27 protein-coding genes are annotated in these 26199 nt (G+C 51.3%); 5 read left to right on the top strand and 22 right to left on the bottom strand.

The annotated features are described in order from the left end of the window. Positions 1-51 precede the first annotated feature (51 nt). From rdgB to BLW29_RS20370, 7 genes are all read right to left on the bottom strand, one after another. On the bottom strand, positions 52-699 hold the full coding sequence (gene rdgB, locus BLW29_RS20400) for an RdgB/HAM1 family non-canonical purine NTP pyrophosphatase (protein ID WP_090982992.1): 648 nt from the start codon (positions 697-699) through the stop codon (positions 52-54). Then, positions 696-1442: a ribonuclease PH gene (gene rph / locus BLW29_RS20395; protein ID WP_090982990.1), complete on the bottom strand. Its 747-nt coding sequence runs from the start codon at positions 1440-1442 to the stop codon at positions 696-698. The genes rdgB and rph overlap by 4 nt, the downstream gene beginning before the upstream one ends. A gap of 208 nt (positions 1443-1650) precedes the next feature. Continuing rightward, complete coding sequence (locus BLW29_RS20390) at positions 1651-2418, bottom strand: ABC transporter permease (protein WP_090982989.1); 768 nt, start codon at positions 2416-2418, stop codon at positions 1651-1653. Further along, positions 2419-3180 (bottom strand): ABC transporter ATP-binding protein, encoded by a 762-nt coding sequence (locus BLW29_RS20385; RefSeq protein WP_090982987.1) that lies wholly within the window; start codon positions 3178-3180, stop codon positions 2419-2421. A gap of 13 nt (positions 3181-3193) precedes the next feature. Further along, a complete protein-coding gene (locus tag BLW29_RS20380; RefSeq protein WP_090982985.1) occupies positions 3194-3850 on the bottom strand; it encodes a pentapeptide repeat-containing protein in 657 nt (218 codons plus the stop codon). A gap of 13 nt (positions 3851-3863) precedes the next feature. Next, positions 3864-4193 carry a PadR family transcriptional regulator gene (locus tag BLW29_RS20375; protein ID WP_090982983.1) on the bottom strand — a complete coding sequence of 110 codons (330 nt, stop codon included), beginning with the start codon at positions 4191-4193 and terminating at the stop codon, positions 3864-3866. A 519-nt stretch (positions 4194-4712) separates the two neighbouring features. Next, a complete protein-coding gene (locus BLW29_RS20370; RefSeq protein WP_090982982.1) occupies positions 4713-5765 on the bottom strand; it encodes a GerMN domain-containing protein in 1053 nt (350 codons plus the stop codon). A gap of 132 nt (positions 5766-5897) precedes the next feature. Between BLW29_RS20370 and BLW29_RS20365 the strand changes: the two genes are divergently transcribed. Next, the gene (locus BLW29_RS20365; RefSeq protein WP_090982980.1) at positions 5898-6437 is read left to right on the top strand and encodes a phosphatidylglycerophosphatase A family protein; all 540 of its coding nucleotides are present in this window, start codon (positions 5898-5900) and stop codon (positions 6435-6437) included. Positions 6438-6527: 90 nt separating this feature from the next. Here the strand turns inward: BLW29_RS20365 and BLW29_RS20360 are convergent, their stop codons facing one another. The 6 genes from BLW29_RS20360 to hemE all read right to left on the bottom strand — a co-directional run bounded on the left by BLW29_RS20360 (position 6528) and on the right by hemE (position 13891). Further along, complete coding sequence (locus BLW29_RS20360; RefSeq protein WP_090982978.1) at positions 6528-7694, bottom strand: Ger(x)C family spore germination protein; 1167 nt, start codon at positions 7692-7694, stop codon at positions 6528-6530. Next, entirely contained in the window at positions 7691-9142 is a 1452-nt protein-coding gene (locus BLW29_RS20355; protein WP_090982976.1) for a spore germination protein, read from the bottom strand. The genes BLW29_RS20360 and BLW29_RS20355 overlap by 4 nt, the downstream gene beginning before the upstream one ends. Then, positions 9139-10233 carry an endospore germination permease gene (locus BLW29_RS20350; protein WP_177186731.1) on the bottom strand — a complete coding sequence of 365 codons (1095 nt, stop codon included), beginning with the start codon at positions 10231-10233 and terminating at the stop codon, positions 9139-9141. Before BLW29_RS20350 ends, BLW29_RS20355 begins: the two co-directional genes overlap by 4 nt. Before the next feature lie 151 nt (positions 10234-10384). Then, positions 10385-11860: a protoporphyrinogen oxidase gene (gene hemG, locus BLW29_RS20345; RefSeq protein WP_090982974.1), complete on the bottom strand. Its 1476-nt coding sequence runs from the start codon at positions 11858-11860 to the stop codon at positions 10385-10387. A 32-nt stretch (positions 11861-11892) separates the two neighbouring features. Further along, the gene (gene hemH / locus BLW29_RS20340) at positions 11893-12822 is read right to left on the bottom strand and encodes a ferrochelatase (RefSeq protein ID WP_090982972.1); all 930 of its coding nucleotides are present in this window, start codon (positions 12820-12822) and stop codon (positions 11893-11895) included. Beyond that, entirely contained in the window at positions 12815-13891 is a 1077-nt protein-coding gene (hemE, locus tag BLW29_RS20335) for a uroporphyrinogen decarboxylase (protein ID WP_090982970.1), read from the bottom strand. Before hemE ends, hemH begins: the two co-directional genes overlap by 8 nt. A gap of 184 nt (positions 13892-14075) precedes the next feature. Between hemE and BLW29_RS20330 the strand changes: the two genes are divergently transcribed. After that, a complete protein-coding gene (locus BLW29_RS20330) occupies positions 14076-15296 on the top strand; it encodes an MFS transporter (protein ID WP_090982968.1) in 1221 nt (406 codons plus the stop codon). 109 nt (positions 15297-15405) lie between these two features. On the opposite strand, the gene BLW29_RS20325 is transcribed toward BLW29_RS20330, so the two are convergent. Then, positions 15406-16032 carry an O-methyltransferase gene (locus BLW29_RS20325; RefSeq protein ID WP_090982967.1) on the bottom strand — a complete coding sequence of 209 codons (627 nt, stop codon included), beginning with the start codon at positions 16030-16032 and terminating at the stop codon, positions 15406-15408. A gap of 143 nt (positions 16033-16175) precedes the next feature. Here BLW29_RS20325 and BLW29_RS20320 point away from each other — a divergent pair, with 143 nt between their 5' ends. Then, entirely contained in the window at positions 16176-17339 is a 1164-nt protein-coding gene (locus tag BLW29_RS20320) for a THUMP domain-containing class I SAM-dependent RNA methyltransferase (protein ID WP_090982965.1), read from the top strand. A gap of 26 nt (positions 17340-17365) precedes the next feature. After that, entirely contained in the window at positions 17366-19372 is a 2007-nt protein-coding gene (locus BLW29_RS20315; RefSeq protein WP_090982963.1) for an LTA synthase family protein, read from the top strand. Between the two features lie 65 nt (positions 19373-19437). Here the strand turns inward: BLW29_RS20315 and BLW29_RS20310 are convergent, their stop codons facing one another. From BLW29_RS20310 to BLW29_RS20285, 6 genes are all read right to left on the bottom strand, one after another. Next, positions 19438-19662, bottom strand: coding sequence for a YuzB family protein (locus tag BLW29_RS20310; RefSeq protein WP_090982961.1), 225 nt, complete (start codon positions 19660-19662; stop codon positions 19438-19440). Positions 19663-19687: 25 nt separating this feature from the next. Beyond that, on the bottom strand, positions 19688-19990 hold the full coding sequence (locus tag BLW29_RS20305; RefSeq protein ID WP_090982959.1) for a heme biosynthesis protein HemY: 303 nt from the start codon (positions 19988-19990) through the stop codon (positions 19688-19690). Between the two features lie 107 nt (positions 19991-20097). Next, positions 20098-20337, bottom strand: coding sequence for a hypothetical protein (locus BLW29_RS20300; RefSeq protein ID WP_090982957.1), 240 nt, complete (start codon positions 20335-20337; stop codon positions 20098-20100). A 25-nt stretch (positions 20338-20362) separates the two neighbouring features. Beyond that, positions 20363-21583: a M14 family metallopeptidase gene (locus BLW29_RS20295; RefSeq protein WP_090982956.1), complete on the bottom strand. Its 1221-nt coding sequence runs from the start codon at positions 21581-21583 to the stop codon at positions 20363-20365. Between the two features lie 128 nt (positions 21584-21711). After that, positions 21712-22521, bottom strand: coding sequence for a glutamate racemase (gene racE, locus BLW29_RS20290; protein ID WP_090982954.1), 810 nt, complete (start codon positions 22519-22521; stop codon positions 21712-21714). Positions 22522-22737: 216 nt separating this feature from the next. After that, positions 22738-24036, bottom strand: coding sequence for an alpha-glucosidase/alpha-galactosidase (locus BLW29_RS20285; protein ID WP_090982953.1), 1299 nt, complete (start codon positions 24034-24036; stop codon positions 22738-22740). Positions 24037-24208: 172 nt separating this feature from the next. Here BLW29_RS20285 and BLW29_RS20280 point away from each other — a divergent pair, with 172 nt between their 5' ends. After that, positions 24209-25117 carry an AraC family transcriptional regulator gene (locus BLW29_RS20280; RefSeq protein WP_256208740.1) on the top strand — a complete coding sequence of 303 codons (909 nt, stop codon included), beginning with the start codon at positions 24209-24211 and terminating at the stop codon, positions 25115-25117. Between the two features lie 79 nt (positions 25118-25196). On the opposite strand, the gene BLW29_RS20275 is transcribed toward BLW29_RS20280, so the two are convergent. After that, positions 25197-25616: a YtxH domain-containing protein gene (locus BLW29_RS20275; protein ID WP_090982951.1), complete on the bottom strand. Its 420-nt coding sequence runs from the start codon at positions 25614-25616 to the stop codon at positions 25197-25199. 70 nt (positions 25617-25686) lie between these two features. Beyond that, positions 25687-26172 carry a DUF948 domain-containing protein gene (locus BLW29_RS20270; protein ID WP_090982949.1) on the bottom strand — a complete coding sequence of 162 codons (486 nt, stop codon included), beginning with the start codon at positions 26170-26172 and terminating at the stop codon, positions 25687-25689. Positions 26173-26199 lie beyond the last annotated feature (27 nt).

The raw sequence follows: 26199 nt of genomic DNA, 5'->3' as shown, positions 1-26199 counted from the left end.
GTTCGCAAATTTGCGAACTCTTTAAGCCATGATCGATAGGTCTCGCTACTGCTATTCGCTCACTGCCGTAATCTTCTTCAGCAGTTCGGCAAGTGCAGTGCCGCGGTGGCTGATTGCCTGCTTCTCTTCAGTCGTCAGCTCCGCCATGCCTTTGGATTGCGATTTCAAATAAAACAACGGATCATACCCGAAGCCGCCATTCCCCCGGGGACGGTCCATGATAGATCCGTCAACTAGGCCTTCACTTTCAATAAAGGTCCCTGTGACCGGATCATATAAGGCCAACGTGCAGATGAAATTCGCTTCGCTTAGCAGCGTCGTTCCATCCGCGAGCCGCTCAAGCCCCGAATCATCGGCTGTGATGCGAGCCAGCTCCCGCAAGAGCTTCTCGTTATTGCGAGCGTCTGTCGCACCTTCGCCCGAATACCGTGCGGAGTATACGCCGGGCTCACCGCCGAGCCTTGCTACTTGAAGTCCGGAATCGTCAGCTAACACGGGCAGTCCAAGCGCTTGGGCAACCGTCTTCGCTTTCTTGCGCGCATTCTCCGCGAACGTCGCTCCGTCCTCCACCACATCCGGCAGATTCGGGTAGTCGAACATGCTGACGACCTGCATGCCAAGCTTGCCGAAAGCATGAGCGAATTCGCGCACTTTGCCGGCGTTTCTGGTCGCTACGACAACTGTATCGCCCTGCTTCATGCTTTGGGATTCCCGATTCGACTGCCCATCAAACCAAGGGCATCACGCTGCTTGGCAATCAGGCTCGCGATCCCTTCTTCAGCGCTGGCCAGAAGCTCGTTAAACTCTTCACGCGAGAACGGAGACTCCTCACCCGTTCCTTGCACCTCGACGAATTTACCCGCTCCGGTCATGACCACATTCATGTCTACCTTTGCTTTGGAATCCTCTTCATAATTAAGGTCAAGCAGCGTGCGATCGCCGATCACGCCTACACTAACCGAAGCAAGATAATCGGTCAGCGGGTATTTGGCAAACTCATGATTGCTGTTTATCTTGTGTACCGCCAGCGCCAGCGCTACGAACGCCCCTGTGATCGACGTTGTGCGTGTACCGCCATCTGCTTGAAGAACATCGCAATCCAGTGTAATCGTACGTTCGCCAAGCGCATGCAAATCGACAACCGAACGCAGTGCGCGGCCGATCAAGCGCTGGATTTCCATCGTGCGGCCCGTCAGCTTCCCTCTAGCCGATTCACGTTGATTCCGGACTTGTGTGGCACGAGGCAGCATGGAGTATTCCGCGTTGATCCACCCTTTGCCTTGTCCTTTCATGAATGGGGGAACGCGTTCTTCGATGGAAGCCGTGCAGAGCACTTTCGTGTCGCCGAATTCTATCAGCACGGAGCCTTCCGCATATTTGTTGGGATTCATCGTAATTGTAACCGGCCGCAGCTCGTTTGCCTGACGTCCATCTATTCTCATTATGTATAGCCTCCATCTTTCTGCAGCAATTTCATGTGCCATCTGTGGGCGCAAGCGCAATCTAACCTATTTTACCAAAATAGCGCTCGAAAAGCACCCGTCCTTGGAACAGATCATCCGGCGACAGTTAGAAAGAGTTCACTGAACAGAATAAGCTGCCGGTAGGTGCCGGCAGCTTGTGTTCATCCTATGATCGTGATTCAGCCGGTTAAAACCGGTTTCGATACACCCGCATCGCGAAGAAGTAGGCGACGAGCAGAATGCCAGCGCACCATGCAAGCGCGGTCCATATGTCATTCCCCACCGGCTGTCCGGATAACAAAGCGCGAATGGCCGCTACGATGGAGGTTACGGGTTGATTTTCGGCAAATACGCGGACGGCTTTAGGCATCGTTTCGGTCGGTACGAATGCGGAACTGATGAAGGGCAGGAAGATGATCGGATAGGAGAATGCGCTGGCACCGTCTACCGATTTAGCGGATAGTCCGGCAATGGCTGCTACCCAAGTCAAGGCTAGCGTGAAAAGTGCGAGTATGCCGGCTACGGCAAGCCAGTCAAGTATTCCGGCTGAGGAACGAAAGCCCATGATCAATGCTACGAGGACGATGACGACAAGTGATATAGCGTTGGATACCAGCGAAGTTAAGACATGACCCCAAAGCAGCGTAGAACGCGAAATCGGCATGGAGTGAAATCGCTCGAATATGCCTCGCTGCACATCGATAAACAGGCGGTAAGACGTGTAGGCTATCCCGCTTGCAATCGCGATCAGCAGAATGCCGGGCAGCAAGTAATTGACATAATTATCGGCTCCGGTCTGAATCGCACCGCCAAACACGTAAACGAATAACAGCATGAGTGCAATCGGTGTGATCGTAACGGAAATGATGGTGTCCAAACTGCGGGAAATATGGCGCATGGAACGACCCAGCATGACGCTCAAATCGCTGAAGAAATGTTTCTTTACCGTTTCCATTTAGGCTCCCTCCTTCTTACCGATTATGTTCAGAAAGATCTCTTCTAATGAAGGCTGTTTCTCCACGTACTCCACTTTCGCCGAAGGGAACAGCCTCTTCAGCTCCGATAGCGTACCGCTGGCGATAATTTTACCTTCATGCAAGATGGCGATTCGATCAGCAAGCTGTTCCGCTTCCTCCAGATACTGCGTAGTGAGGAATACAGTAGTTCCGCTGTTTGCAAGATCCTTCACAATTTTCCACACTTCGATGCGCGCCTCAGGGTCAAGCCCCGTAGTCGGCTCGTCAAGAAAGATGATTTGAGGTTTCCCCACCAGACTCAAGGAGATGTCGAGTCTTCGGCGCATACCGCCCGAATAGGTGGATACTTTGCGGTCGGCTGCCTCCGTTAAGCCGAATCGCTTGAGTAAATCTTCCGCTACCTGACGCGGATTCGGGAGGTACCGGAGCTTGGCGATCATAATGATGTTTTCTCGTCCGGTCAATATTTCGTCTACCGCTGCGAATTGTCCGGTTAGACTGATTGCCTGCCGCACATGGTCAGGTTTGGAGCCAACATCGTGGCCGCTTATGATGGCAGTCCCGCTGTCTTGTTTAAGCAGCGTGGTGAGGATTTTGACAACTGTTGTTTTGCCTGCGCCGTTCGAGCCGAGCAGTGCGAAGATACTGCCCTTCTCCACCGCGAAATCAACGCCTTTCAGAACTTGAAGCTGCTTATAGGATTTCTGCAGTCCTTTTACCTGGATGGCATGGTTGTTCATCCAATTCCCCTCCTTAGTTAACTGAAACGTTGGACAGATCGGCTCCCATTCCTTTAAGCGCGTTATAAGTCAACTTATCCATCGTTGCGCCGTCGAAGCAAATGGTTTTGATCATTTTATAGTACTTATTCGTGAGGACGAATCCGGGATGGAACGAAACATTATGAAAGGAAGCGCCTCTGAACGAAGCTTCAGTTAAAGCCACTTTGTTAAACTTCACGCCGATAAACGTCTGTCCGTCAAAACGCGCCCCGGTTAGATTCGCGCCGTCAAAATTAGCTTCGCGGACATCGCTGCTCTTGAATGTGCTCCCGGTCAAGTCTGCTCCTGCAAAATCGGAGCCGCGTAACGCGCTGGCATTAAATTGACCTTTACGCGCCGTAACGCCTGCAAAATCGCTGTCAGCCAGATTGCTCGCGCTAAAGTTCGTCAGCAGCTGCCGCTCGAGCGAGCGTGAGAGGTTGGAAACCTCCAGAATCGTTTGCTCGATGTCGCCGATACTCTCAATCGTCAACTTGTAAGCCGTTTCTTCGTCTTTCCCTTCTGCTCTCAGTTCGTTATACCGTTCTTGTAGATCAGCATGCAGGTCCGCCTTTAATTCAGTGACGCTCTTCACACCTTCATAAGGTGTAAATACACCGTTTAGATAGCTCGTTAATTTCGAATTCATAGATCATCTCTCCTTATAATAAGTTTTCTAATACGCGCTGCGCATACTCCCAATTGCTTTTGTTATGAACGTAGGTGTCTTTACCCTTCTCGGTAATTCGAAAATACTTGCGTCTTCCACCTTGCGATTCATCCCCCCAGTACCATTCGATATCGCCGTCCGTTTCAAGCCTGCGGACACTGGAGTACATCGTCGCTTCCTTCAATTCATATTCACCGCCTGAACGCTCGGCAATCAGCTTGACGATTTCGTACCCATAACGATCCGATTCGGACAGGAGCCGTAAAATCATCGTATCTGTATGTCCCCGCAGGAGATCTGATGTAATTTTGTTCTCGCTCATTTGATCACCTCTCATATTCACATCATACAGCACACTACTATGACTGTCAAGGTACTGTTTTTATAATAATACCCGGTTTGTAAATGTTGTATACTTGCCGCGCATGTGTGGCTCCCAGAGCTACACATCTGCGGGAATTCGGCGGTTGCGACGCATGTGTGGCTCCCAGAGCTACACATCTGCGGGAATTCGGCGGTTGCGATAGCCGAATTCGCTCCCAGGCAGACTTCCTGGTTCGCTACATTGGCTCATTTCGCCGAATTCGCTCACATGTAGACTTCCTGGTTCGCTACTTTGGCTCATTTCGCCAAATTCGCTCGCATGTAGACTTCCTGGTTCGCTGCTTTGGCTCACTTCGCCAAATCGGCTCTCACGTAGCTCCCCTGGTGCGCTTCATCCGCCGCCCTCCACCTGCTACTCTCCCATTTAGCTCCCGCGCATACTCCCGCTTCATAACAAAAAGACCTGCCGCGCACGCCATTGGCGCATCACGGCAGGTCTTCTATTCAAGCAGCTTGATTACGATTTAAAGGCGTTCACATGTTCAGGTCGGCTGACCGGCTCGGTGTAGGACTTGTTGTTCGTATCCACGAAGTCTGTTTTGCCATTGAGCTTGATTTGAACCTTGCTCATTCCTGTATTCTCGGTCAGAGCAAGCACGACGGCCTGCAGCATTTCGGCCGGCTCCTGCTGGCCTTGCTGGTAGCTGTCATCCTGCAGCTCGACGGTCACGACATCATTCTTCTTCGTGACATTCTTGACCAGCACGTCCGGCGTCATAACGGCCTTCAGCGGCAGATCGTTAAGCGGACCGCTGATTAATTGCTCGATTGCCGTTTTCGCTTTGTTGTTCGAGCGCGTCACGAGTCTTGTTACCGGTACATAGTATTGCACGTTATCCGGTGTTACTGCGGAGAAGTAGATCGTAACCGGCGTCGATTGGCTGTAATCCACATTATCGGCAGCTTCAAGGTTAATGCCCACCGCGCGAGTCAACTGATCGTCGATCGGCAATCCATCCTGCGGCATTTCGCTCAGCTTCTGCCCCTCTAGATCGATTTCGACATTCTGCACGCCTTCAAGGCTTGTCAGCGTCCAAGTAATGGCTTCGACGATCTTACGCTCGTCCGATACATTGTAATCGGTAAACGATTTGGAGAAGTCGACAACGGCAAGCTTCTGATCCGGAACGAGACTGAGCCCCTTCACGGTTGTCCCTTTCGGCAGCACTGCTTCGAAACCATCCGGAATTTCGCTTTCGTAGGCGCCGCCTTCCACCATCATCTCAAGCGCTTTCTGACCCAGCTTCTCATCCGGGCCGAGCGTTGCCAATACCGTGACCGGCGCCAGCAAGCCGTTGCGGTCCTTCAGGTACAGCGTCATCTGCGATTGATTGCCTTCGGTTACGGTTTGTCCGGGATTAATGTCGGCATCAACGTTTTGGGTGCTGTTTTGCGGTGGATCGATCGATTCACTGGCAGGCTGTGAGAATAATCCGCAGCCGGTCGTCAAGATGGGCAAAGCAAGCACTCCGGCGAGCGCAGCCCGGCGAAACAGTCGATTGTAAGTCATTGTTCATTTTCCTCCCTATTTGAATAATTCGATTGCTTTGGTACAAGTTCTGCTTTTGTAGTACTATATATACGAGCCCTCCAAATCAATTAGACCAGTTTTGTCCACCATTTTGAGACAAGGGGTGTAGCGATGACGAAGTCCAGTGATTACCGCCTAAATAGTACGAAAATCGCAGAAGCTACGCGGGAATGGCTCACCAAACGCGGTGTCGAGGTGCCGCAAATCGCAGAGCTGGTTCTGTTTCTGCAGAAGGATTATTATCCGGAGCTCACGATGCAGGAATGCGAAATGTATGTAGAAGCTGTACTCACGAAGCGCGAGGTACAGAACGCCATCTTGACCGGCATCCAGTTGGATCTGCTTGCCGAGGAAGGCAAGCTGCTGTCGCCGCTTCAAGAAATGATAGAAAATGACGAGGGACTCTACGGGTGCGATGAAATTCTTGCCCTGTCCATCGTGAACGTTTACGGAAGTATCGGATTTACGAATTTCGGTTACGTCGATAAATTAAAACCCGGCATACTGAAGCATCTGAACGATAAAGAAGATGCGCAGTGCCACACGTTCCTCGATGATATCGTGGGTGCAATAGCCGCTGCCGCAAGCAGTAGGGTCGCTCACCGAAAGCAGGCGGAGCGTGAGGGGAAAGTCGGGCCCCCGATCGATTAGGAGAACCCGATACCCTATAAACTAGAAGAAGCTTACCGCGCACCGACCATAATCGGTGATGCAGTAAGCTTCTTCTATTATCCCGTCATTCTAATACGGCTTCATGTCATTCATGCCGGAATGGAGAATATTCACGTGAACGTTCACCTTCTTCAATGAATCCTCCGTCAACATCAGTTCTCCATTGACACCTGATGATCTAAGCCTTTTCCACTCTTTATTGTTATTCCGATATAAGAACTGCTCCAAGCCATACAGATCTACATGCTTTGCGATCCCGATCTTAAAGGTGTTTAGCACTTCGCTGCGTATTCCCATTTCGGCGTTTTCCCTAATGAGCTCAACCGGTGAATCATCCAACATTTCTTCTATAATCCCCGTAAACATCAAATCCATCTCAAATACCGGTTTACCGGCCTTGGCGGCGGCAATATGGATTTTCTTCTTTGGATTGAATAGCGTCACCATTCCGAATGCTTTATGATTCCGTACCACGGGGATAACGGCTCGTTTCATCTGCGGCTGGACCCACTTCACGCCATTTAATTGTTTTTCGGTGAAGCTATGCTGCGCTTTGCCGTTATTTAATGCAAATGCACCGTTCATGAATAATACAGGCTGCGGCTTATCGTTATCCTCCCAATCCTTCTTATCCATGCTTAAGGTAGGAATAAGATCCGTTTCTCCGGGCTCCCCTTCGTTGGCCAACACTTTATTGAGGCGAATAGGGGCAATAACCGACAATTGCTTATGAAGCACCAATGGATTGTGTAAGAGATTGGAGATGGGAGAAAAGTTAAAAAAAGTGGAGTGCTTAAATACCTCGTCAATAGACTCATCCGTCCCGAAAATCCATGAATTATACCGGATCTGCGGAAAGCGGGGGATGGAATCAATAAAACGGTTGATATCTTTCTGCAGCACGCTCTTGCTTAAGACAATCGCCATCAAATGATCCCAGTACAAGCTTTGCTGCCCGGTTTTGTATAATTCATTAATTGCCGCAAACAGCGTCTCTCCTTCACTCCTGCCTACCCAGACCGTCGCTCGTTCACTCCCGCCGTCTCCGCCCTCTTCTTGATTGCTGATCGAACCGAAATCCATTAATTCGGTGTAAATCTTATATTTGCCTTCCGCATAATCAATACCGAGGGCGGTGACGAAATTATAGTCGGAGATTGTCTTCACATCCCAACATCCAGTAAGCATGATACAGGCACACAGGGTCATACACAGAACTCCGACCAATCTGTTCATTTGGTTTTCTCCTTTCTAACGCGGTCTCCAGTCCTGTAAATGAGGGGCCTTGTGCGGTTAAGCACTCTTGGTTTGGTCATGACGGCCATGAGCAAATCTTTAAATATCGGCGGCGACATAGGTGCCAAATACGGGACGCCAAAGGATTCGAGCGTGGATAGATACAAAATAATCGCGAACATCCCCAGAAAAAAACCATACATACCCAAAAATGCAGCACAAGCTAAGACAAATAATCGCAGCGCTGTTACGAGTCCGCCAAGCGATTGATTGACTAATGTGTATGTAGCGACCATCGACAGCGCTGTAACGACAAGCATGGCCGGAGAAGTCAAGCCCGCTTCGATCGCTGCTTGTCCAATAAACAGCCCTCCCACGACGGTTACCGTTTGTCCGACGCCTTTCGGAAGTCTGATGCCCGCTTCGCGAAACAATTCGAACGTGATTTGCATGAGGAAAGCTTCCAAAGGCGCCGGAATTGGCAAGCCTCTTCGAACATTGATTACGCTTGCCAAGGTTGTAATCGGGATTTGATCCATGTGAAACGTAGTCAGCGCTATATAAAAGCCGGGAACACAAATCCCCAAGAACAGTCCTATATACCTCAGCAGAGATTCGAAGGCTACATATAGAAAGGAGGCATGAATATCTTCAGGCGTCTTCAGCAGCGATGACAGCGTAGTCGGAGCAATTAATACCATTGGCGTGCCATCCACAATGACGATGAATCTTCCCCTCAGCAACGCCTCCACCGCAAAATCAGGACGTCCTATATAATCGACCAAGGGGAACAAGCCAAATGGCGAATCCGAAATCGCCTCGGCAAGCTCTTCGCTGCTGACCAGCGCATCCACATCTATGCGTTGTATCCGCTGGCGCGCCATCTCAATAATAGCCGGATTTATAATATCGTCTTCATAGAGAAGTGCCACCTTGGTCCGAGACCTTCGGCCGATCACATAGCTCTCGCAGCATAACGACTCCGTGCGAAGCCGTTTACGGATCAGCGCGATATTCGTAGAAATCTGTTCCGTGAAACCGTCCCTCGGACCTTTTACCGATACTTCCGTATTGGATTCCTCCGGCTGACGCTGAGGAGGATTGGCGATATCAAGCATAAATAAGGAGCTGTTGGTATCGAACAATAACAGGAGTTTGCCCGAGAATACGGCATCAACAATAGCCTGCGCGTTATTTTCCAGCGGTTGGAAGGACAAGTTTCCGATCTTGCCTTCTTTCACTTGATCCGCCGGCAGCTTCTCAAGCTGCGGCATCACGATTTGATCGATTCGTTTGCTATCCGATAACCCCTCGCAGTGAATCAACAGCACTTCAAAGCTCTCATCTTCGCTCAATAAACGAACACGCTGGAAGATGACGTCCGAGCTTCGATTGAACAATGCTCGTAATGTTTCTTCGATAGATTGGTGGTCTAGAACAGCCGTCATTGACTCGGACTCCCCCTTTCCTTCACGCGTACGATTATCGAGAACAGGAACAATAACGACACAACGCCTACAATAAGGAGCAATAACACGGAATAATAGAACTCACGCAAAAACCATACGAACAAGGCATCGCTTATCGGCAGCAGCGGAACGATAAACATAATGATCGTAATGATATAGAGGATCAGTTTGCGAATGGCAGACTTCTTCAGTTCAAGGAGCTCAACCATCACATACATGCATAAGGAGATTCGGATAAAAGAGCCGCTTAACCATTCGAAGATCGATAAGAAATCTAAATGAGCGACATTTTTGCCCAAGGTGACTAAACCCCACTGCTCAAAGGTAGGAAATCGCTGTCTGGCTGCTTCAGCGGGTCCGAAATCCACGATGGATTCCATCAGAGGACCGAGGATCATGCCAACGGTAATAATCAACAAAATCAGTAATGAGCTATAGCGCACCTTCTCCTTCAAGTGCTGCTGAATCAAGAGGAGAATCAGGATCTCGAGAACTCCATTGGTTGAATAAATAAGTCCATCTGATAGGGGTGAAAATCCGTTCGCCAACATCGGCGTCATATAATGAAAATTTTTGAATTGAATATTCGCGGTGACCATGAACCCTTCGAATACAAATACAAATGGCAGCAGTATCCCCGCGCAGACCGTGATCGACCAAAGTCCGGCATAAGCAGCAAAAAAACAGATAACGGTCAAAGCGGCGGCGATCACGAAACCCGGTGTCTCCGGCAGAAACGTCACATCCACCCAATTGGTCGTATCCTTCAATGCAATGACACTACTAGAGAATAAATAAAGGAAGAGGATCAAACCCAGAATTGTGCTTGCGAAAGCGCCGAATTTCCGTTTTACCCAAGGAATGATCGCTTCTTGTCCGGTCGTAGTCATAATATGTTTCATTACGCCTAACAAGAGAATACCCGGGACAAAGGCCAATAGGACGCTAAACCATGCATCTCTTCCCGCGGAGTCCAGAAGCAGCGGAACGATAATATTTTGATTCGTGATCACTGTGGTAGTAAGAAGGAGAAGAACGACTTGTAATACCGAGAGCTTTCTTTGACGCATGGTACGCTTCACACCTTCATGAAAGTTGTGTTTATCATTTCCTCTTTTCCCAAAATAATCCGAAGCATGTATCGATGCATACCAAAAAGAGTGCCGACAATGTCTAAAGCGAAACGCTTTAGACGATGTCGACACTCTGATTCGGCGTGACTTATTTATACTCCCCCAGCAGCGACTTGTAGACGCCGGAAGCAGCTTCTTTCCCTTGGCGGATGCAGTCCGGCAGCCCGACACCATCGAATGCGGCACCGGTTAACCATACACCTGGCATCTCTGCTCGCAGCTTTGTACGAAGCTGCGCGGTTTTCTGTAAATGTCCGACCGGATATTGCGGCATAGAATGATGCAGACGGGTAATTTCAGTGAACAGCGGTTCAGCTGTAATTCCCATCACCAGTCGAATGTCGCTCCGTACGGCTTCTTTCAATACATCATCCGGCAAGTCGACAACCGCCTCGTCGCCGGCACGGCCGACATAACAGCGAAGCAGCACTTTATTGCTAGGACTGGAATGCAGCCATTTAGCCGATGTCCATGTACAAGCTGTTATCGTAGTCCCCTCCGAACGAGGGACGACAAACCCTGATCCATCAAAATCTACGCCCAGCGACGCTTTATCGAAAGCCATGACAACGTTAGCTACCGATACATAACGAATGTCACGAAGCGTATCTACGTTCATGTGCGGCTCCAGTAAATCCGCGGCATCATAAGCAGGCGCCGTAATTACGATGCCATCTGCCTCCAGAATCTCACCGTCGCTCAACAGCACTTCATATGGTGCAGAATCTTCACCATGCTCATCGGGATCGTTCTGACGGAAAGCGACTGCCTTCCGTCCCATACGCCGCTCCACACTAGACAGGGCAGAGTCCAGCGCTTCCAGCATCGTGGATAGTCCGCTTTTAAACGTCAGGAACATGCTGTTCTTGACGGCCGCAGGCACTCTGCTCACGCTTGGCGGCGCTAGAGCTGCCTTCCGTTTATTGGCACGCATCCCTCGAATCAAGCTGCCATGCTTACGCTCCGCATCTCGAAACTGCGGGAATGTCGCCGCCAAGCTCAAATTCCGCAGCTCACCGGCATATATACCCGCGAGCAGCGGCTCTGCAACCCGCTCCATGACTTCGCTTCCCAGTCGACGAGACAGGAAGTCTCCGATCGATTCGTCGCCCGTTTCTTTGCTCGCCGGCAGTACGAAGTCCATCATCGCACGAAGCTTGCCTCCCCAAGTCAGCAGCCCTGTCTTGGCGAAAGGCGCGATTTCAGTCGGCACACCAAGTACAAGGCCAGGAGGCATGGCATGCAGCTTACCGTGGTGAAGAATATAGGTTTTCTTGGCAGCCGGGTTGGTGCCGGTTAATTCATGCTCGATGCCAAGATCATAAGCCAAATCAATAATCGGCGTCTTGCGTGCCAGGAAGGAATCCGGTCCGCGTTCAATAATGAAGCCGTCGCGGCGAAGCGTGTTGATTTTGCCGCCGATTCTCTCCGATGGATCAACAAGCGTAATGACCGCTTCCCGGCCGCGCTGCTTCGCTTCCTTAAGCAAATAAAAAGCGGAGCTAAGTCCGCTGATTCCGCCTCCGATAACGACGAAGCGATCGAGCTTACCGTTCCCCCGCATGCGAGTCATCTCCTCTGTAATAACGCTATCTGCTAAACGAATTCCGCTCTTGACGCGTCTTGAACGGAATCGGCCAATGTTTCCATATAGAGCGGATCGGTGCCCAGCATCTCGATACGCTGCAATTTAATGCCCAGTTCGAGGGCTTCTGCTTGCGCTTCAATATCAACATCGTAGAGCACTTCCAAATGCTCGGATACGAAACCGATCGGAGCAACCAGCACGCCTTTATAGCCAGCTTCTGCGGTTTCCTTCATCGTCTCGAGGATGTCCGGCCCGAGCCATGGCTCACGAGTACGACCCGCGCTCTGCCATGTAAACTGCCAGTCCGCAACACCTGCTCCATCCGCTACAAGCTTGGATGTCTCTAGCAGCTGCTGCTCGTAAGGATCATCCATCTCGCGAATCTTGACCGGCAAGCTGTGCGCGCTGAAGAGTACCTTCACAGGCTGTACACCTTGCAGCGCCTCATATGCGGATTTGACTCGCGTCACAAGCGCTTCAATCAGCTTCGGATGCGTATGATAGCTTTCGACCGTTGCAAATTGAATGCCGAACTCTTCCGCCTTCTCTTGTGCACGTTTCATATAGCTGCCGACACTCATCGTGGAGTAATGCGGCGCCAGCACAATACCTACCGCATGCTTAATGCCATCTGCAGCCATTGCCGAAACGCCGTCTTCGATATAAGGGCGCGCATGCTTCAAGCCTTGATAGCAGCTATAGCGACCGGGTGCTGCAGCGTCAAGCGCTGCCTGCAGGCCGGCCACTTGACGGTTCGTATTCTCGCGCAGCGGGAACACGCCGCCGACAATGGCTTCGTAACGGCTGCTCAGTTCAGCCAGCTGTTCCGGTGTCGGCGCATGTCCTCTGCGGATATGCGTGTAATATTCTTCGATTCCATCCATGCTCTCCGGCGTTCCGTACGACATGACAAGTACGCCAATTTTACCATTAGCCATGGAGAAGCTCCTCCTGCTTACCGCCTAACGCCTTCATAGCTTCAGCGGAGTAATCATGAACAAACTCGGTAAGCTCACGAAGCTTGTCGAGCGATGCTTCCGGGAACAAGCCATGACCGAGGTTGAATACAAAACCCGGTTGCTTGATGCCTTCGTCAATGATGGCTTTCGCATGTTCTTTGATGACTTCCATTGGTGCGGTGAGTACATACGGATCAAGATTCCCCTGTACAGCGAAAGAACCGCCAAGTCTGCGGCGACCTTCCGCAATCGGCACGCGCCAGTCTAAGCCGATGACATCGGCTTTAACATTCGTCAGGGTCGGGAGCAGCTCGCCGGACGCTACGCCCGGGAAATAAATTTTCGGCTGCGGCAAATCCGAAAGCTCGCTGAAAATCCGTTCAATCGTCGGCAATACGAACGTCTTGAAATCATGCGGAGCAAGCGCGCCAACCCAGCTGTCGAACAGTTGGAACGCCTTGCCGCCTGCGTTTACATGCGCCCGAAGATAAGCGATGACCATGTCGCCTAGTTTATCCATCAGTTGGAACCAAACCGCCGGTTCCGAGTACATCAGCGACTTTGTTCGAATGTACGACTTCGAAGGACGTCCTTCAATCAAATAGCTTGCAATCGTAAATGGTGCGCCTGCGAACGTAATCAGCGGTACATCAAGCTCGCGGTCCAAGATGCGAATCGTCTCTAATACATGGGACAAATCGCCTTCCACATCGATCGGCTTAAGTTTAGCAACATCTGCGGCCGAGCGGATCGGGTTCGCAATGACAGGACCAACATTAGCCACAATGTCAAAATCGATGCCGATCGACGCCACCGGATTCATAATATCGGAATACAAGATCGCTGCATCCACGCCGAGCTTCTTGATTGGCATCATCGTAACCTCTGCAGCCAATTCCGGTCTCTTGCAAATTTCGAGCAGCGAGTAATTTTCTTTTATTTTACGGTAATCGGGATCGTAACGTCCCGCTTGTCGCATATACCAGACGGGTAAGCGATCGACTTGTTCTCCTCTGCACGCGCGGAGGAATAGGTCGTTGTAGCTCATTGAAGTTCCCCATTTCTATCGTTTTCCCTACGTTTCCATTATGCCCTTTTTGCCCAAGTGTAACAACCGCCCGTCCCCCGCTATCATTGACAAACATATGACAATGTTAGGTTTCGGCTATGTTATACTGTCGTTACGATGTTTACAGCTTGTCAAATCTGAGTCTTGTGATTGGAGAATCGAAATGGAACAGTGGAAGAAAAATCTGGCCGTCCTCTGGTTCGGTCAATTTCTCGTCATGGGCGGAATGACGATGATTATCCCTTTTATGTCGCTTTATTTGCAGTCGGAACGCATTGGATTAACCAATAAGCATGAAATCGCGACATGGGCCGGCGTGATTTTTGCAGGGAACTTCGTGACCGCCTTCCTCTTTCAACCGCTCTGGGGAAAACTATCAGACCGCTATGGGCGCAAAATGATGCTGCTCCGTTCCGGCTTCGGCATGGCCATCGTCATGATCCTCATGGGTTTCGCTACAGCCCCTTGGCACTTGCTGCTGCTGCGAATGGTCAATGGCACCATCTCCGGCTTTAACCCGGCCGCCGTCTCACTCATCTCGGTGTCGACACCGAAGGAGCGGACGGGCTTCGCCATGGGGACGCTGCAGTCCGGCGGAATTGCGGGCAGCATTCTGGGGCCGTTCATCGGCGGATTGCTCGCAGATGCGGTCGGGTATCGACCGATATTCTATTTAACCGGAAGCTTGCTGTTCTTAGCTTCCCTATTGGCTTATTTCATCGTTCGCGAGAGCTTCAATCGACAGGAAGCGGCTGCTCGTCCGAACCTGTCCGTCATTGACGGCTTTCGTAAGCTCTCGCGTGTACCACAGCTGATGTCGCTCTTCGCCGTAACGTTCCTGCTGCAGTTCGCGATCATCGGCCCAATGCCGCTCATGCCGCTCTATGTGCAGGATTTGCACGGTACGGTCGTCAATCTGGCATTCTGGGCCGGATTCGTCGGCTCCGCGGCAGGCCTCTCCAATATGGTCGCCTCTCCTTTACTTGGGAGGCTGAGTGACCGCATTGGCCAAGAGCGCATACTCGGCATCTCGCTGATCGGAGCGGCGCTGATGTTCATCCCGCAGGCTTTTGCCGGTTCGGTGTGGCAGCTCCTGCTGTTCCGCTTGCTGCAAGGCTGCTTCTTAGGCGGGCTCATTCCATCGGTTAATTCGCTCGTCCGCCGGTTTACCCCGGACGGTATGGAAAGCCGCGCGTTCAGCATCAACAGCAGCATGCTGTCACTCGGCAACATGATTGGCCCGATCGTCGGCGGCATCATCTCGGGCTGGACGGGAATACGCGGCGTGTTTCTCATCTCTTCGGCGCTGTTTGTGATCAATGCCGTCTGGGTCAGGCGGACGCTGGTATCCAAGCGAGCGATACCTAGCGAAGCAAAGAGATAGTTGGATAGATGGCCCAGGGGAATCCCTGGGCTATTTTTTCGTTAGAGTATCCCGCCGTTCGCACAAAAAAAAGCAGCCGAGCATCCCCTGCTCAACCGCTTCAACAAGTTTACTTCACAACCGCAACGGCGAGGCCGTCGTAAGCCGGCAGCAGCGTGCCGATGAGCCGCTCGTCGCTAACCATCGATTCATTGAACTCGCGCATCGCGAGAACCGATGGACCGTTCTTCTCGGGATCAATCGTTCTGCCGTGCAGCAGCGCATTGTCTCCCGTGATTACCGCACCAGGGTTCGCGAGCTTGATCGCCCACTCCAGGTAGAGCGGGTAGCTCTCTTTGTCCGCGTCGATGAAGAAGAAGTCAAATTTGCGGCCTTCTTCGGCGAGCACAGCCAAACTCTCCTTAGCATCTCCGACTCGGTATTCCACGCGATCGCCAAGACCGGCTGCTTCCAAGCTTCCGCGCGCAACATCCGCATAGTTCTGCAGCAGCTCAAGCGAAGTCAAGCGTCCGCCATCGGATAATCCTCTGGCCAGGCAAATCCCGCTGTAGCCGCCAAGCGCGCCGATTTCAAGCACATTCTTCGCACCGGACATGCGCACCAACATCGTCAGCAGACGACCATATCCGGCTGCAATCGAAATCTCCGGCATCCCTAATTGCTCGATCGTCTGATGCACCCGAGCCAAATCCGCATCTTCCCCAAGCAGCCGTTCTACGTACTGTTCCGTCGACATCGTTTCCTGCTCCTCTCCATAATAACGAATGTAATGTTTGTAATTAATCCCTTGGATGACCTATACTTGATTGTATGATTTTTATGAAAGATAAGAAAGTATAAGTTTCACCTTATATGATGCTTAGGCGGAGTGATACACGAATGGACAAACTGCAGTTGATTGCAACGGCTCCTATGGGGCTCGAGGCAGTCGTCGCACGCGAATTGATGGATCTTGGCTACACCGATCAGAAGGTGGAGAACGGACGCGTTATTTTTACAGGTGGTCTGGCTGATATTTGCCGCGCTAATCTATGGCTCCGCACTTCTGACCGCGTATTGATCAAGATGGCGGAATTTCCCGCAAGAACGTTTGAAGAATTATTCGAAGGCACCAAGGCGGTCAATTGGCCGGATTGGATTCCCGAGGATGCTGAATTTCCGGTGGAAGGGCGTTCGCATAAGTCACAGCTGACCAGCGTGCCCGCCTGCCAAAGTATCGTGAAGAAAGCAATCGTCGAGAAAATGAAGTCTGTCTACGGCACCGAGTGGTTCCACGAGGATAACGGACAGCGTTATGTCATCGAAGTTTGGCTGCTGAATGACGTGGCGATGCTAACACTAGACACTACCGGCCCAGGCTTGCATAAGCGCGGTTACCGCAAGCTGGTAACGGAAGCGCCGCTCAAAGAAACGATGGCAGCAGCCATGATACTGCTCAGCAGATGGCGCCCGGAACGCCCCCTCTATGATCCGTTCTGCGGATCCGGCACGATTCCGATTGAAGCCGCGATGATCGGCTGGAACATCGCACCGGGACTTCGTCGCACGTTTAACAGCGAAGGCTGGTCCATCATCCCAGAGGAGCTCTGGGAGCAAGCACGCGAGGAAGCTTTCGATTCCGTGAAGGATAACGTCCCGCTCCACATTACGGGCTCAGACCTCGACCCGCGCGCACTCGAAATCGCTGAGGCTGCCGTGAAGAAAGCCGGCTTCGCGAAGGAAATCAAGCTGCAGCAAATGGCGGTTTCCCGCGTGAAGCCGGAAGGCGACTACGGCTGCATCATCACGAACCCGCCTTATGGAACAAGACTTGGCGACGAGGACGAAGCGGAGAAAGCGATCAGACAGCTCGGACTAAGCTCCCTCTATATCCCGACTTGGTCGATGTTTGCATTGACCCAGTCCCGTACGTTTGAAGAAACGATCGGCCGCAAAGCGGATAAGAAACGGAAGCTGTTCAACGGTCGTATTGAGTGCACGTATTATCAGTATTTTGGACCGCTGCCTCCGCGCAACAAAACGGACAGCCCTTCCAAATCGTAAGCTGCTGTGAAAGGAAACCGCAATCGATGAATATACCTTCTCGAAGCATAAAACGGCGCCGGCAACGGACGTCGTTTTATGCTATTCCCCTCCTTATCGCGCTTGAGCCGTTACTCTTCATCGGACTCATGCTGTTTAAGCTTATTTTGTTCGATCGACTCGTTCACGTACCTAACATGGCCATGAACCGCGATGATTTATTGACCGCAGCCGGAACACTTGCGCTCGCGTCCTTCTGGACCTTGTGGCTGCCGCCGCAAGGAAGAAGAATCGCGCTCATCCTGCTAAACATCATCCTGACAGCCATTATCTACGCCGATCTTATCTACTTCCGCTACTTTCAGGATCTCATCTCGGTCCCGGTTCTCATGCAGGCCGGACAGGTTGGAGCGCTGGGGGAAAGCATCGGTTCCCTGCTGAACGTCGTAGACCTGTGGTTTTTTGCCGACTGGCTGCTGCTGCTGCTTCCTCTTGCTGTGTTCACTTTCTTCCGGATACGCAGCAACCGAAGAACCCCCATGCAGCTGTCTTACCTGAAGCCGAATCGGCTCAGAATCGCCATTCGTCGTTTGGTCGCAGGAATCGCCTTGTTCATCATGGGCTTCATGCTCGTGTACGTCCCGGTTCATAAAGCGAAACAAACCTGGGCAGCGGAGCTCTTCACGGGCAATTGGTGGAATCTATCCCTGTACAATGTGACGGGCGTCCTCGGCTTCCATGGCTATGATCTGTATCGGTATGCGAATGAGCATTGGTTTCAAAACAGCAGCGTTACTGCCGAGCAAATAACCGAAGCCAAACAGTGGTTTGAAACTCGCGCAGCACAGCGCAAAGCGCTCGAATCCGATGCCCTGTTCGGCAAATACAAAGGGAAGAATGTCATCCTGCTTCAACTGGAAGCCTTTCAAAGCTTCGTCATTAACCAGCGGATGAATGGCGTCGAGGTCACGCCGAACATCAATAAGCTGATCGGATCATCCATCTACTTCAGCAATTTCTACCACCAAACCGCACAAGGGCGCACCTCGGATGCCGATCTGGCTGCCAACGTGTCGCTGCAGCCGCTCCCTTCCGGCTCCGTCTTCATCCGTTACGCACAGCATGACTACGACAGCATGCCGCAAACGTTGAAAGATCACGGTTATACCGCAAACGTCTTTCACGCTTATGACGGAGGCTTCTGGAATCGCAATATGATGTACGACCGCTTAGGATACGATAATTTCTTTAGCAAGAATTCGTACTATATCGATGAGCCGATCGGATGGTCGCTGGGAGACAAATCCTTCTTTAAACAGTCCGTCGATCGAATGGTGAATGAGAAGCAGCCTTTCTACTCCTTCCTCATTTCACTCTCCAGCCATCACCCCTACCAGCTGCCGAAATCCGCGCAGACCCTGGATGTCGGCACCTTCAAGAACACCATGTTCGGCAATTATCTGGAGGCGATTCATTATGTGGATGCTGCGATTGGCAGTTTGGTTGAAGAGCTCAAGGCAACGGGATTATGGGATCAATCGATATTCATGTTCTACGGCGACCACGATAATTCCATCCGGGAATGGGAGCCCTTCGAAGCGTTCCTCGGTCATCCTTTAAACGAGACCGAACAATTCCGGATTCTGAAAGGAATTCCATTCGTCGTGCATTTACCCAATGACGAGAGAGCCGGTACGTACGAACAGGTAGGCGGGCAGCTGGATATCACGCCAACGGTGCTCCATCTTCTCGGTATCTCCAGCGCTGACCAAACGATGATCGGAACACCGCTAATTACCGCGCAGCCTGATAAGCAGCAGCATCAGAAACGGATTGTGTTCCGAAACGGAGCATTCACGGACGGAGCCGTCCTCTATCTTCCAGCGGAAGACGGGCTGCCCGAGCACAGTAAGTGCTACGCCTTCACAACAGGTGAAGAGGTCACCACGGACCCTACCGCCTGCAACTCAGGAGCAGCGGCTGCGAGGCTTGAGCTTGAAGCATCGGATCTCGTGATCGAGCATGACCTGGTCAAGTCGATGTTCGCTCGTTAACCGGCGCAATCGCGCAAAAAACCCCTGGCAAGCTTCGCATGGAAGCCTACCAGGGGTTCTTTATCTTATTTCTTTACATATTTGCGTGCCTTCTCGATGACTTCATCCTCGGTCGGAGCCGTAATATAACGGCCGTTAATGAAGACGAAAGCAAATCTCGAGCAGGGTCCGCAGTACGATTTGCACGCGACTTTGATTTCCGTGCCAGGTGCCATCTGCTCGAGTTTCGGCAGCATGGATTTCGTACGCATATGTTTGCATTTATCGCAAATCAGAATATCGTTAGCCATGTTTCTCTCCCTAACCGTTTACGAATTAATGGTCGCCGTGGTTGCCTTTAGTCGGGTTGGAAATCATGAAGCCTTCTTGAGGTACATAGAAGTAATCGATTCTGACACCGTCCAGCAGTTCTACGCCTTTCTCCAAAACAACCTTGATATCTTTATCTGTTTCAATGATTTCGTCATTGTCTGTAGCATCGTCCATCTTCATCCCGTAGTGGGCATGATCACCGTGCGAATGCGTAATGAAAATACGCAAAAACTTACCTTCGTTCTCAGGGTTGTCCACTTCTTCGCGAAGCACTTTCGCAGCGTTACGTGTAATTTTGCAATTCATCGTCGATTCATCTCCTTATTTATGGATGCAGCCGTACCATGGATGTCCGGCGTTCCTTCTTTCATCATCTCTCCTATTGTAAATAAACGAGGAGCATTGTTCAACCGCTATCTCAATCGATTGCTGTATTTGCGTTCCATATAGCGCGTGTACCATTCAGCGGCAATCATGGTTACCGCGATATCATCGATAGGCAGAAAAGGCAGCACATCAGGCATTACCCAGTACAGCAGCACTGGAATAACATAGAGCAGCTTGTCCATCAGCCGAACTTCCCTTGCGATCAGCAAGCGGTAGATTCGGACAAACACCGTCCGCCAGTGGCGGAGCGAAAGCAATTTCCTCATGGGAACCGCCCCCTTCTTCCGTCTATTATAGCATATCCGGAATGGCTGCCTCCAAAGCAGTCAGGAGTAGCGGTTTAATTTCGTCGTACAGGTCATGAAACGATGACATCGGCAAAGGATTAACTCCATATCCGACCTCCACGGTATAACCCGGCTTCCGGTAGTCCTGGATGAACCAATCCTTATACCCGGCATCGCTTCCTGACAGCTTCACCGATTTATAGCCGCTGGCTTTGGCTAGCTTCGCGGCTATCCGCTCCGCTTCCGGCGGTTCGTAGCCGCGGTAGTTCCAATAAATCTCCTGTCCCTGCGTATGCAGCGCAACGACAAGGTCAAATTGCTCCTCCTCGGTAAAAGAAGCAAGCGCCTGTGCCTCCGGCTCCGATAACGGCCTCGGCCCCGGATAATCCCGCGGACCGGGACCTGCAACGTCGCGCCGCTCTGCTTCTACTTCCCAGAAGGCCGGGAATTGATCATTCAAATCTACGCCGCGGATGTTCGCCTTCCACTTAGAGAACCTTGTTGAACCGTTGTTCCAGTCCAGCAGCTCATGATAAAACGGATGATCCTCACCCATGCCTTCTTGGACGAGCTCTGCGCCATCGGGATTAACCAGCGGCACTAGCCATAGCGTCACCTTACGCAATAACGATCGAATATCCGTGCCGCAAATCCGAGTCCCCGTCGCCGCTGCCTGTGCCAAGTCCTCCGCGAATGTCATTAACAGCGGCGTTGTAATCCATTCGTTAGCATGCATGCCTGCATTGATATGCACTTTGGACGGTCCTTCCCCGAGACTGAGCGCGCTAATCGGCTTGCCCATAACGCTTTGCCCGATTCGTCTGCACAGCAGAAACGGATAGCTGTTCTGAAGCTGTTCGATATCCGTCATCAGCTCTCGCGCGCCATACTCAGCACTTCCATTTACGATACGACCGGAACTCCCGACCGGAATGCAAATGAGCTGGCCCAGCTGTAACTGGGTGAGATCGATATGACTGTTCACCGCAATCAGTGCATGGGTGGAAACAGCAAAAAGAGCTGCAATACGCAGCAGCGTATCGCCAGCGTTTACCCGATAAGTAAAGGTTGGCTGAGCGGGTACTGCAAGCAGCAGCCCCGGCTTCAATCGTTCGCCGGCAAGAAGCCGGGGATTGGCGGCTAACAGAGCTTCGGAATTAATGCTGAAGCTGCGGGCTATCCGCAGCAGCGTATCACCGGTCTGAACAACATAAGGATGCAGCATATGATCACCTCTGAATAGGTCTAGTCACATGCTATGCCGCTTCTCTGCCCGGCATGCCAATTCATAGCAAAGAGCCGCCCCTGTCATATACGACTGAAGGAGGCGGCTCCGGCTTGCTCACGGAACATCTATACGATATTAGGCACCTGCCATACGACAGGCGTTAGCTCGATTTGCTCACCTAACCATTGTTGGGCAATCTTCCGAAACATGCGCGGATCTCCGCTGCAGAAGAATTGATGCACGGGAATACCCCCATCACGCGTCAAACGATTGCGGTCATGCAGAATCGTGCTGATCTCGCGAGCGGTTTCATCTGCCGAGTTGATTAGTGTCACATCACTGCCCATTACGGAAGCGATCGTATCGGATAAATATGGGTAGTGGGTGCACCCCAAGATTAACGTATCGATATCGCGTTTCTTCAGTGGAGCCAGTGACGATTCCACCGCTTCTTGTGTTTCCTTCGAGCGAAAATTCCCCTGTTCGACAAGCGGAACAAAACGCGGACAAGCGAGGCTGATGACTTCAATGTTCGGAGATAGCTGCTTCAGCGCAATTTCGTAGGCGCTGCTGCGAATCGTCCCTTCCGTACCGATGACGCCGACAATCCCTGTTTGCGTGCGACCGTTCGCCGCGCGAGCGCCGGGATAAATCACGCCGACTACCGGAATCGCGACACGGGAGCGGATATCCTCAAGCGCTACTGCCGTTGCCGTATTGCAGGCGATAACAATCATTTTAGGGCGGTATTGAATTAAATAATCAACGATTTGCCTAGTAAACCGAGTCACCTCTTCAGCGGGCCGCGGGCCGTACGGGGTACGAGCGGTATCGCCGAAATACATGATTTTTTCCCGGGGAAGCTGGCGCATGACTTCTTTGACGACTGTCAAACCGCCTACACCAGAATCCAATATTGCGATCGGTTGTTGCACAGACACACCGCTTTCTTGAACGTTTTGGCTGGACTTCAATAGAATATGAATACGATGAAGAAAAGGTACCTACATCTTAGCGCAATTCCAGACAAGGTTCAACAAACGTCAACATGCCGGCACGATCCCGAACAATGAACAAAAAGCCGCCCCAACTGCCAGAGCATCTAAATCTGCTCAAGCAGCCGGAGAGGCTTTATTTAACGTTGTTTCGACTTATTTGTAAGCTGGAAGCCAGTCGCCATGGGCAACGATCAAGTCATCGCACATTGCTTTGATATCATCCATCGACAGCTCTGCACTTGTGTGCGGATCAAGCATCGCAGCATGGTAAATGTGCTCGCGTTTGCCTGTCATCGCAGCTTCGATCGTAAGCAGCTGCGTATTGATGTTCGTGCGGTTAAGCGCAGCGCATTGCGGAGGCAGATCGCCAACGAATGTCGGCGTTACGCCATTGCGGTCAACGAGGCAGGAAACCTCTACGCAAGCTTCTTTCGGCAGGTTGGTGATCAGGCCTGTATTCATGACGTTGCCGCCGATTTTGAACGGAACGTTCGTTTCGATCGCTTCGAAGATGTACGACGCATACTCATGCGTACGTTTATGCTGCAGCTCAGGATTGCTTACAAGCTCTTCCTTCAGCTTCTTCCAGTTGCCGATCTGCTCGATGCAGCGGCGCGGATACTCATCCAGCGGAATGTTGAAGCGCTCGATCAACTCCGGATAATTGCGCTTGATGAAGTACGGGTGGTACTCGGCGTTGTGCTCGGACGATTCGGTAATGTAGTAACCGAAGTTGAGCATCATTTCGTAACGCACCATATCCCAGTGCTTCTCGTTCTGTTTCTCACGAGCGCGGCGCTTGATTTCCGGATACAGGTCTACGCCGTCCTTGGATACTTCAAGCAGCCAAGCCATATGGTTGATACCGGCGATTTTGGACTTTACTCCCGTCATATCCATGCCGAGGTTACCGAAGAGGTGGTCTACGCATACCTGAACGCTATGGCAAAGACCTACCGTGTTGATGCCGCCGTACGTGTTCATCACGTTGGTCAGTACCGCCATCGGATTCGTGTAGTTCAGGAACAACGCGTCCGGACATACTTCTTGCATATCCTTAGCGAAATCCAGCATGACCGGAATCGTACGCAGGTTACGGAAAATACCGCCGATGCCTACAGTGTCCGCGATCGTTTGACGCAAGCCGTATTTCTTCGGAATTTCGAAGTCTGTAATCGTACAAGGATCGTATCCGCCGACTTGAATGGCATTTACGACATATTTGGCACCGCGCAGCGCTTCCTTGCGATCCGTGTACGCTTTAATAGTGGAAGTGCTTCCGCACGTATTCTTGATATGGTTCAGCATCGTTTCGGAGTCGGACAGGCGTTCTTGGTTAATGTCAAACAAAGCGATTTCGAATCCTTGGAGCGCCGGTGTGTGCAATACATCACCTAGTACGTTCTTTGCAAACACAGTGCTTCCTGCACCAATAAAAGTAATTTTCGGCATGATATCCTCCTTGAAAATGGTCCGCCATGTAAGCGGATTAATGTCTTCTTCTATTCTCTACTATAGTGCACGGAATAGCGGGTTGAGTAGGAAATAAAGCATGTTTTATATGTACATTTGTAGTTTTTTGATCTACAATGATCCTACTGAAATGATGAGGATTGGAGCCTTAATGATGCCGAATAGAAGCAGCAAGAACGATAGTCTGCACCGCACCTCCGATCATTATAAATTTACTGACTACAATAATTCGCAGCCGGCTCAAGGTGAATTGTCGCTGCTCTTCAGCGGGGAAGGCAAGCCGGTCGCCGGTCATTTCATCGGACCTGCCGTTCATAACTATTACCTCGTGCACACCGTGCTATCGGGCCGCGGAACCTTCGAAATCAACGGGATTCGCTATTCATGCGCGAAAGGCGATACCTTTATTATTTTTCCGGATGAACTGTTTACCTATAGAGCCGATGAGAAGGAGCCCTGGCATTATATGTGGGTTGCCTTCAAAGGACATATCTCTGAGCATCTGCTGCTGACGCTTGGTTTCTCCCCGTCTCGTCCCATCGTTCATACGGACGATGTTCGACAGCTTGCAGCGCTATATCGCAAAATTCGAGGTGCACTGGAGTCCAATCCGTTCCCGGAGCTTGCTGATTTGGAAGCAAACGGGCTGCTTCGTATCTTCCTGAAGGAGCTTGGGCTATTGAATGCAGGCAATCTGGCCTTTAATTCCATTGCTATCGTTTCGGACATTGACAGGCAGATAAAACAAGCGGTTCGCTGGCTGTCTTACCAATATGCGCAGCAAATTTCAATCGAGGACTTGTCCAGAAGCTTAGGCTACCATCGCACGCATTTATCCAAGATGTTCAAGCAAGTGACAGGCGTGTCGCCGATGCAATTTCTGCTCAAGGTACGGATGGAACGAGCGAAGGAGCTGCTCAATGGCCAGTATCACCTGTCAATCGACCACGTCGCGTCTTCTGTCGGCTACACGGATGCCCTCTATTTCTCCAAGCAGTTCCGTAAAACATTCGGTTACTCGCCGTCGGAGTACCGGCTGCATGCTCGAAATTTCAAATAGGATGCAGGCAACAAAAAGGCTTCGCCGCATAACTCATGCAGCGAAGCCTTTTTGTTCATTCACCATGTAATGCGATTCATTAACTGATCGTTTGAAGCTCTTCTTTGCTCTCGTGAGTCAGTTCTTCCACTTTATCTTGAACCGCTTCTCCCGCTTCTTGCACGAGCTCGCCGGCGTCATCCAGCACTTCTTCTACTTCTTCTTTGCCGGCTTGGCGCCAGCTGCGAACATTGTCCATGACCGTGCTTGCTGTTTCTTTCGCTTTGGTTGCTGCAACTGTTACGCCGCTGCCCACTTGTTTGGCGATACGGGTTGACGATTCGCCTACTTGGCCGGCAATGCGAACGGTATGCTCGGAAACAACCTGTGTTCCGTCTGCGATATCTTTACGAAGCTCACGACCTGATTTAGGTGCAAGCAACAGAGCTGTCACGGAACCGATTACGCCACCTGCAATCGCACCAACTAAGAAACTTTTCTTTCCACTGACTTTTGCCATCTTCAATACACTCCTTTGGTACAGCGGCTTGCTCTGCTTAGGTAATCGCAGCAGCGTAGCGACTGTATAATTAGTTAGTAGTATCCTGCCCTTGGTTATAGCTCGAGCATGCAGAGGCGCGGCTATCTTTCCGTTTGTTCTGCCAAAACTGCCATACCGCATAACTGACCTCAGCCCAGTCAAGCGCTTCTGTGATGCCGTGCTTCACTTTCTCGCCTGACCTTGCAGCATGTCGTTCAACCGTTTCGTTCAGGTCTGTGGAAACCCGGTTCACGGTAAAAGACAATCGATTCGCTGCATCGCCAATTCGTTTCGTGGCTTCTGCCACTTTGGACATGCCGTCCAGCTGCTTCTGCACGGTTCTGACAGTTTCGGTCACCGGATCCATCAGCGCAGTTACCTGAGCTGCCGCATGCTGCGTATACTGCTCCATCGCTTCGGCTGTTTGAATCAACTTCCCCAGCTTGCGATCCGCTGATCGGAGCCAGAGCAAAATCCCAATTACCAATGCGATGAAAGCAGCAACCGCTGCTCCCTCAAGCCATATTCGATCCATGAGCGGACACCTCCTAACGTACTGCCT

The sequence above is a fragment of the Paenibacillus sp. CF384 genome (assembly GCF_900106745.1).
Classification (GTDB): Bacteria; Bacillota; Bacilli; order Paenibacillales; family Paenibacillaceae; genus Paenibacillus_Z.
The sequence above is the reverse complement of the archived record's forward strand: the minus strand, read 5'-3'. Positions and strand labels throughout refer to the sequence as shown.

What these genes read in the sequence shown, in the direction of transcription:
- BLW29_RS20330 (WP_090982968.1), top strand. Translation starts at nt 14,076, where the DNA reads ATGGAACAGTGGAAGAAAAATCTGGCCGTCCTCTGGTTCGGTCAATTT.
- hemG (WP_090982974.1), bottom strand. Translation starts at nt 11,860, where the DNA reads ATGCGGGGGAACGGTAAGCTCGATCGCTTCGTCGTTATCGGAGGCGGA.
- BLW29_RS20295 (WP_090982956.1), bottom strand. Translation starts at nt 21,583, where the DNA reads ATGCTGCATCCTTATGTTGTTCAGACCGGTGATACGCTGCTGCGGATA.
- BLW29_RS20320 (WP_090982965.1), top strand. Translation starts at nt 16,176, where the DNA reads ATGGACAAACTGCAGTTGATTGCAACGGCTCCTATGGGGCTCGAGGCA.
- BLW29_RS20375 (WP_090982983.1), bottom strand. Translation starts at nt 4,193, where the DNA reads ATGAGCGAGAACAAAATTACATCAGATCTCCTGCGGGGACATACAGAT.
- BLW29_RS20300 (WP_090982957.1), bottom strand. Translation starts at nt 20,337, where the DNA reads ATGAGGAAATTGCTTTCGCTCCGCCACTGGCGGACGGTGTTTGTCCGA.
- rdgB (WP_090982992.1), bottom strand. Translation starts at nt 699, where the DNA reads ATGAAGCAGGGCGATACAGTTGTCGTAGCGACCAGAAACGCCGGCAAA.
- rph (WP_090982990.1), bottom strand. Translation starts at nt 1,442, where the DNA reads ATGAGAATAGATGGACGTCAGGCAAACGAGCTGCGGCCGGTTACAATT.
- BLW29_RS20370 (WP_090982982.1), bottom strand. Translation starts at nt 5,765, where the DNA reads ATGACTTACAATCGACTGTTTCGCCGGGCTGCGCTCGCCGGAGTGCTT.
- BLW29_RS20355 (WP_090982976.1), bottom strand. Translation starts at nt 9,142, where the DNA reads ATGACGGCTGTTCTAGACCACCAATCTATCGAAGAAACATTACGAGCA.
- BLW29_RS20305 (WP_090982959.1), bottom strand. Translation starts at nt 19,990, where the DNA reads ATGAATTGCAAAATTACACGTAACGCTGCGAAAGTGCTTCGCGAAGAA.
- BLW29_RS20315 (WP_090982963.1), top strand. Translation starts at nt 17,366, where the DNA reads ATGAATATACCTTCTCGAAGCATAAAACGGCGCCGGCAACGGACGTCG.
- BLW29_RS20270 (WP_090982949.1), bottom strand. Translation starts at nt 26,172, where the DNA reads ATGGATCGAATATGGCTTGAGGGAGCAGCGGTTGCTGCTTTCATCGCA.
- BLW29_RS20385 (WP_090982987.1), bottom strand. Translation starts at nt 3,180, where the DNA reads ATGAACAACCATGCCATCCAGGTAAAAGGACTGCAGAAATCCTATAAG.
- BLW29_RS20275 (WP_090982951.1), bottom strand. Translation starts at nt 25,616, where the DNA reads ATGGCAAAAGTCAGTGGAAAGAAAAGTTTCTTAGTTGGTGCGATTGCA.
- BLW29_RS20310 (WP_090982961.1), bottom strand. Translation starts at nt 19,662, where the DNA reads ATGGCTAACGATATTCTGATTTGCGATAAATGCAAACATATGCGTACG.
- BLW29_RS20365 (WP_090982980.1), top strand. Translation starts at nt 5,898, where the DNA reads ATGACGAAGTCCAGTGATTACCGCCTAAATAGTACGAAAATCGCAGAA.
- hemE (WP_090982970.1), bottom strand. Translation starts at nt 13,891, where the DNA reads ATGAGCTACAACGACCTATTCCTCCGCGCGTGCAGAGGAGAACAAGTC.
- hemH (WP_090982972.1), bottom strand. Translation starts at nt 12,822, where the DNA reads ATGGCTAATGGTAAAATTGGCGTACTTGTCATGTCGTACGGAACGCCG.
- BLW29_RS20325 (WP_090982967.1), bottom strand. Translation starts at nt 16,032, where the DNA reads ATGTCGACGGAACAGTACGTAGAACGGCTGCTTGGGGAAGATGCGGAT.
- BLW29_RS20350 (WP_177186731.1), bottom strand. Translation starts at nt 10,233, where the DNA reads ATGCGTCAAAGAAAGCTCTCGGTATTACAAGTCGTTCTTCTCCTTCTT.
- BLW29_RS20380 (WP_090982985.1), bottom strand. Translation starts at nt 3,850, where the DNA reads ATGAATTCGAAATTAACGAGCTATCTAAACGGTGTATTTACACCTTAT.
- BLW29_RS20360 (WP_090982978.1), bottom strand. Translation starts at nt 7,694, where the DNA reads ATGAACAGATTGGTCGGAGTTCTGTGTATGACCCTGTGTGCCTGTATC.
- BLW29_RS20285 (WP_090982953.1), bottom strand. Translation starts at nt 24,036, where the DNA reads ATGCCGAAAATTACTTTTATTGGTGCAGGAAGCACTGTGTTTGCAAAG.
- BLW29_RS20280 (WP_256208740.1), top strand. Translation starts at nt 24,209, where the DNA reads ATGATGCCGAATAGAAGCAGCAAGAACGATAGTCTGCACCGCACCTCC.
- BLW29_RS20390 (WP_090982989.1), bottom strand. Translation starts at nt 2,418, where the DNA reads ATGGAAACGGTAAAGAAACATTTCTTCAGCGATTTGAGCGTCATGCTG.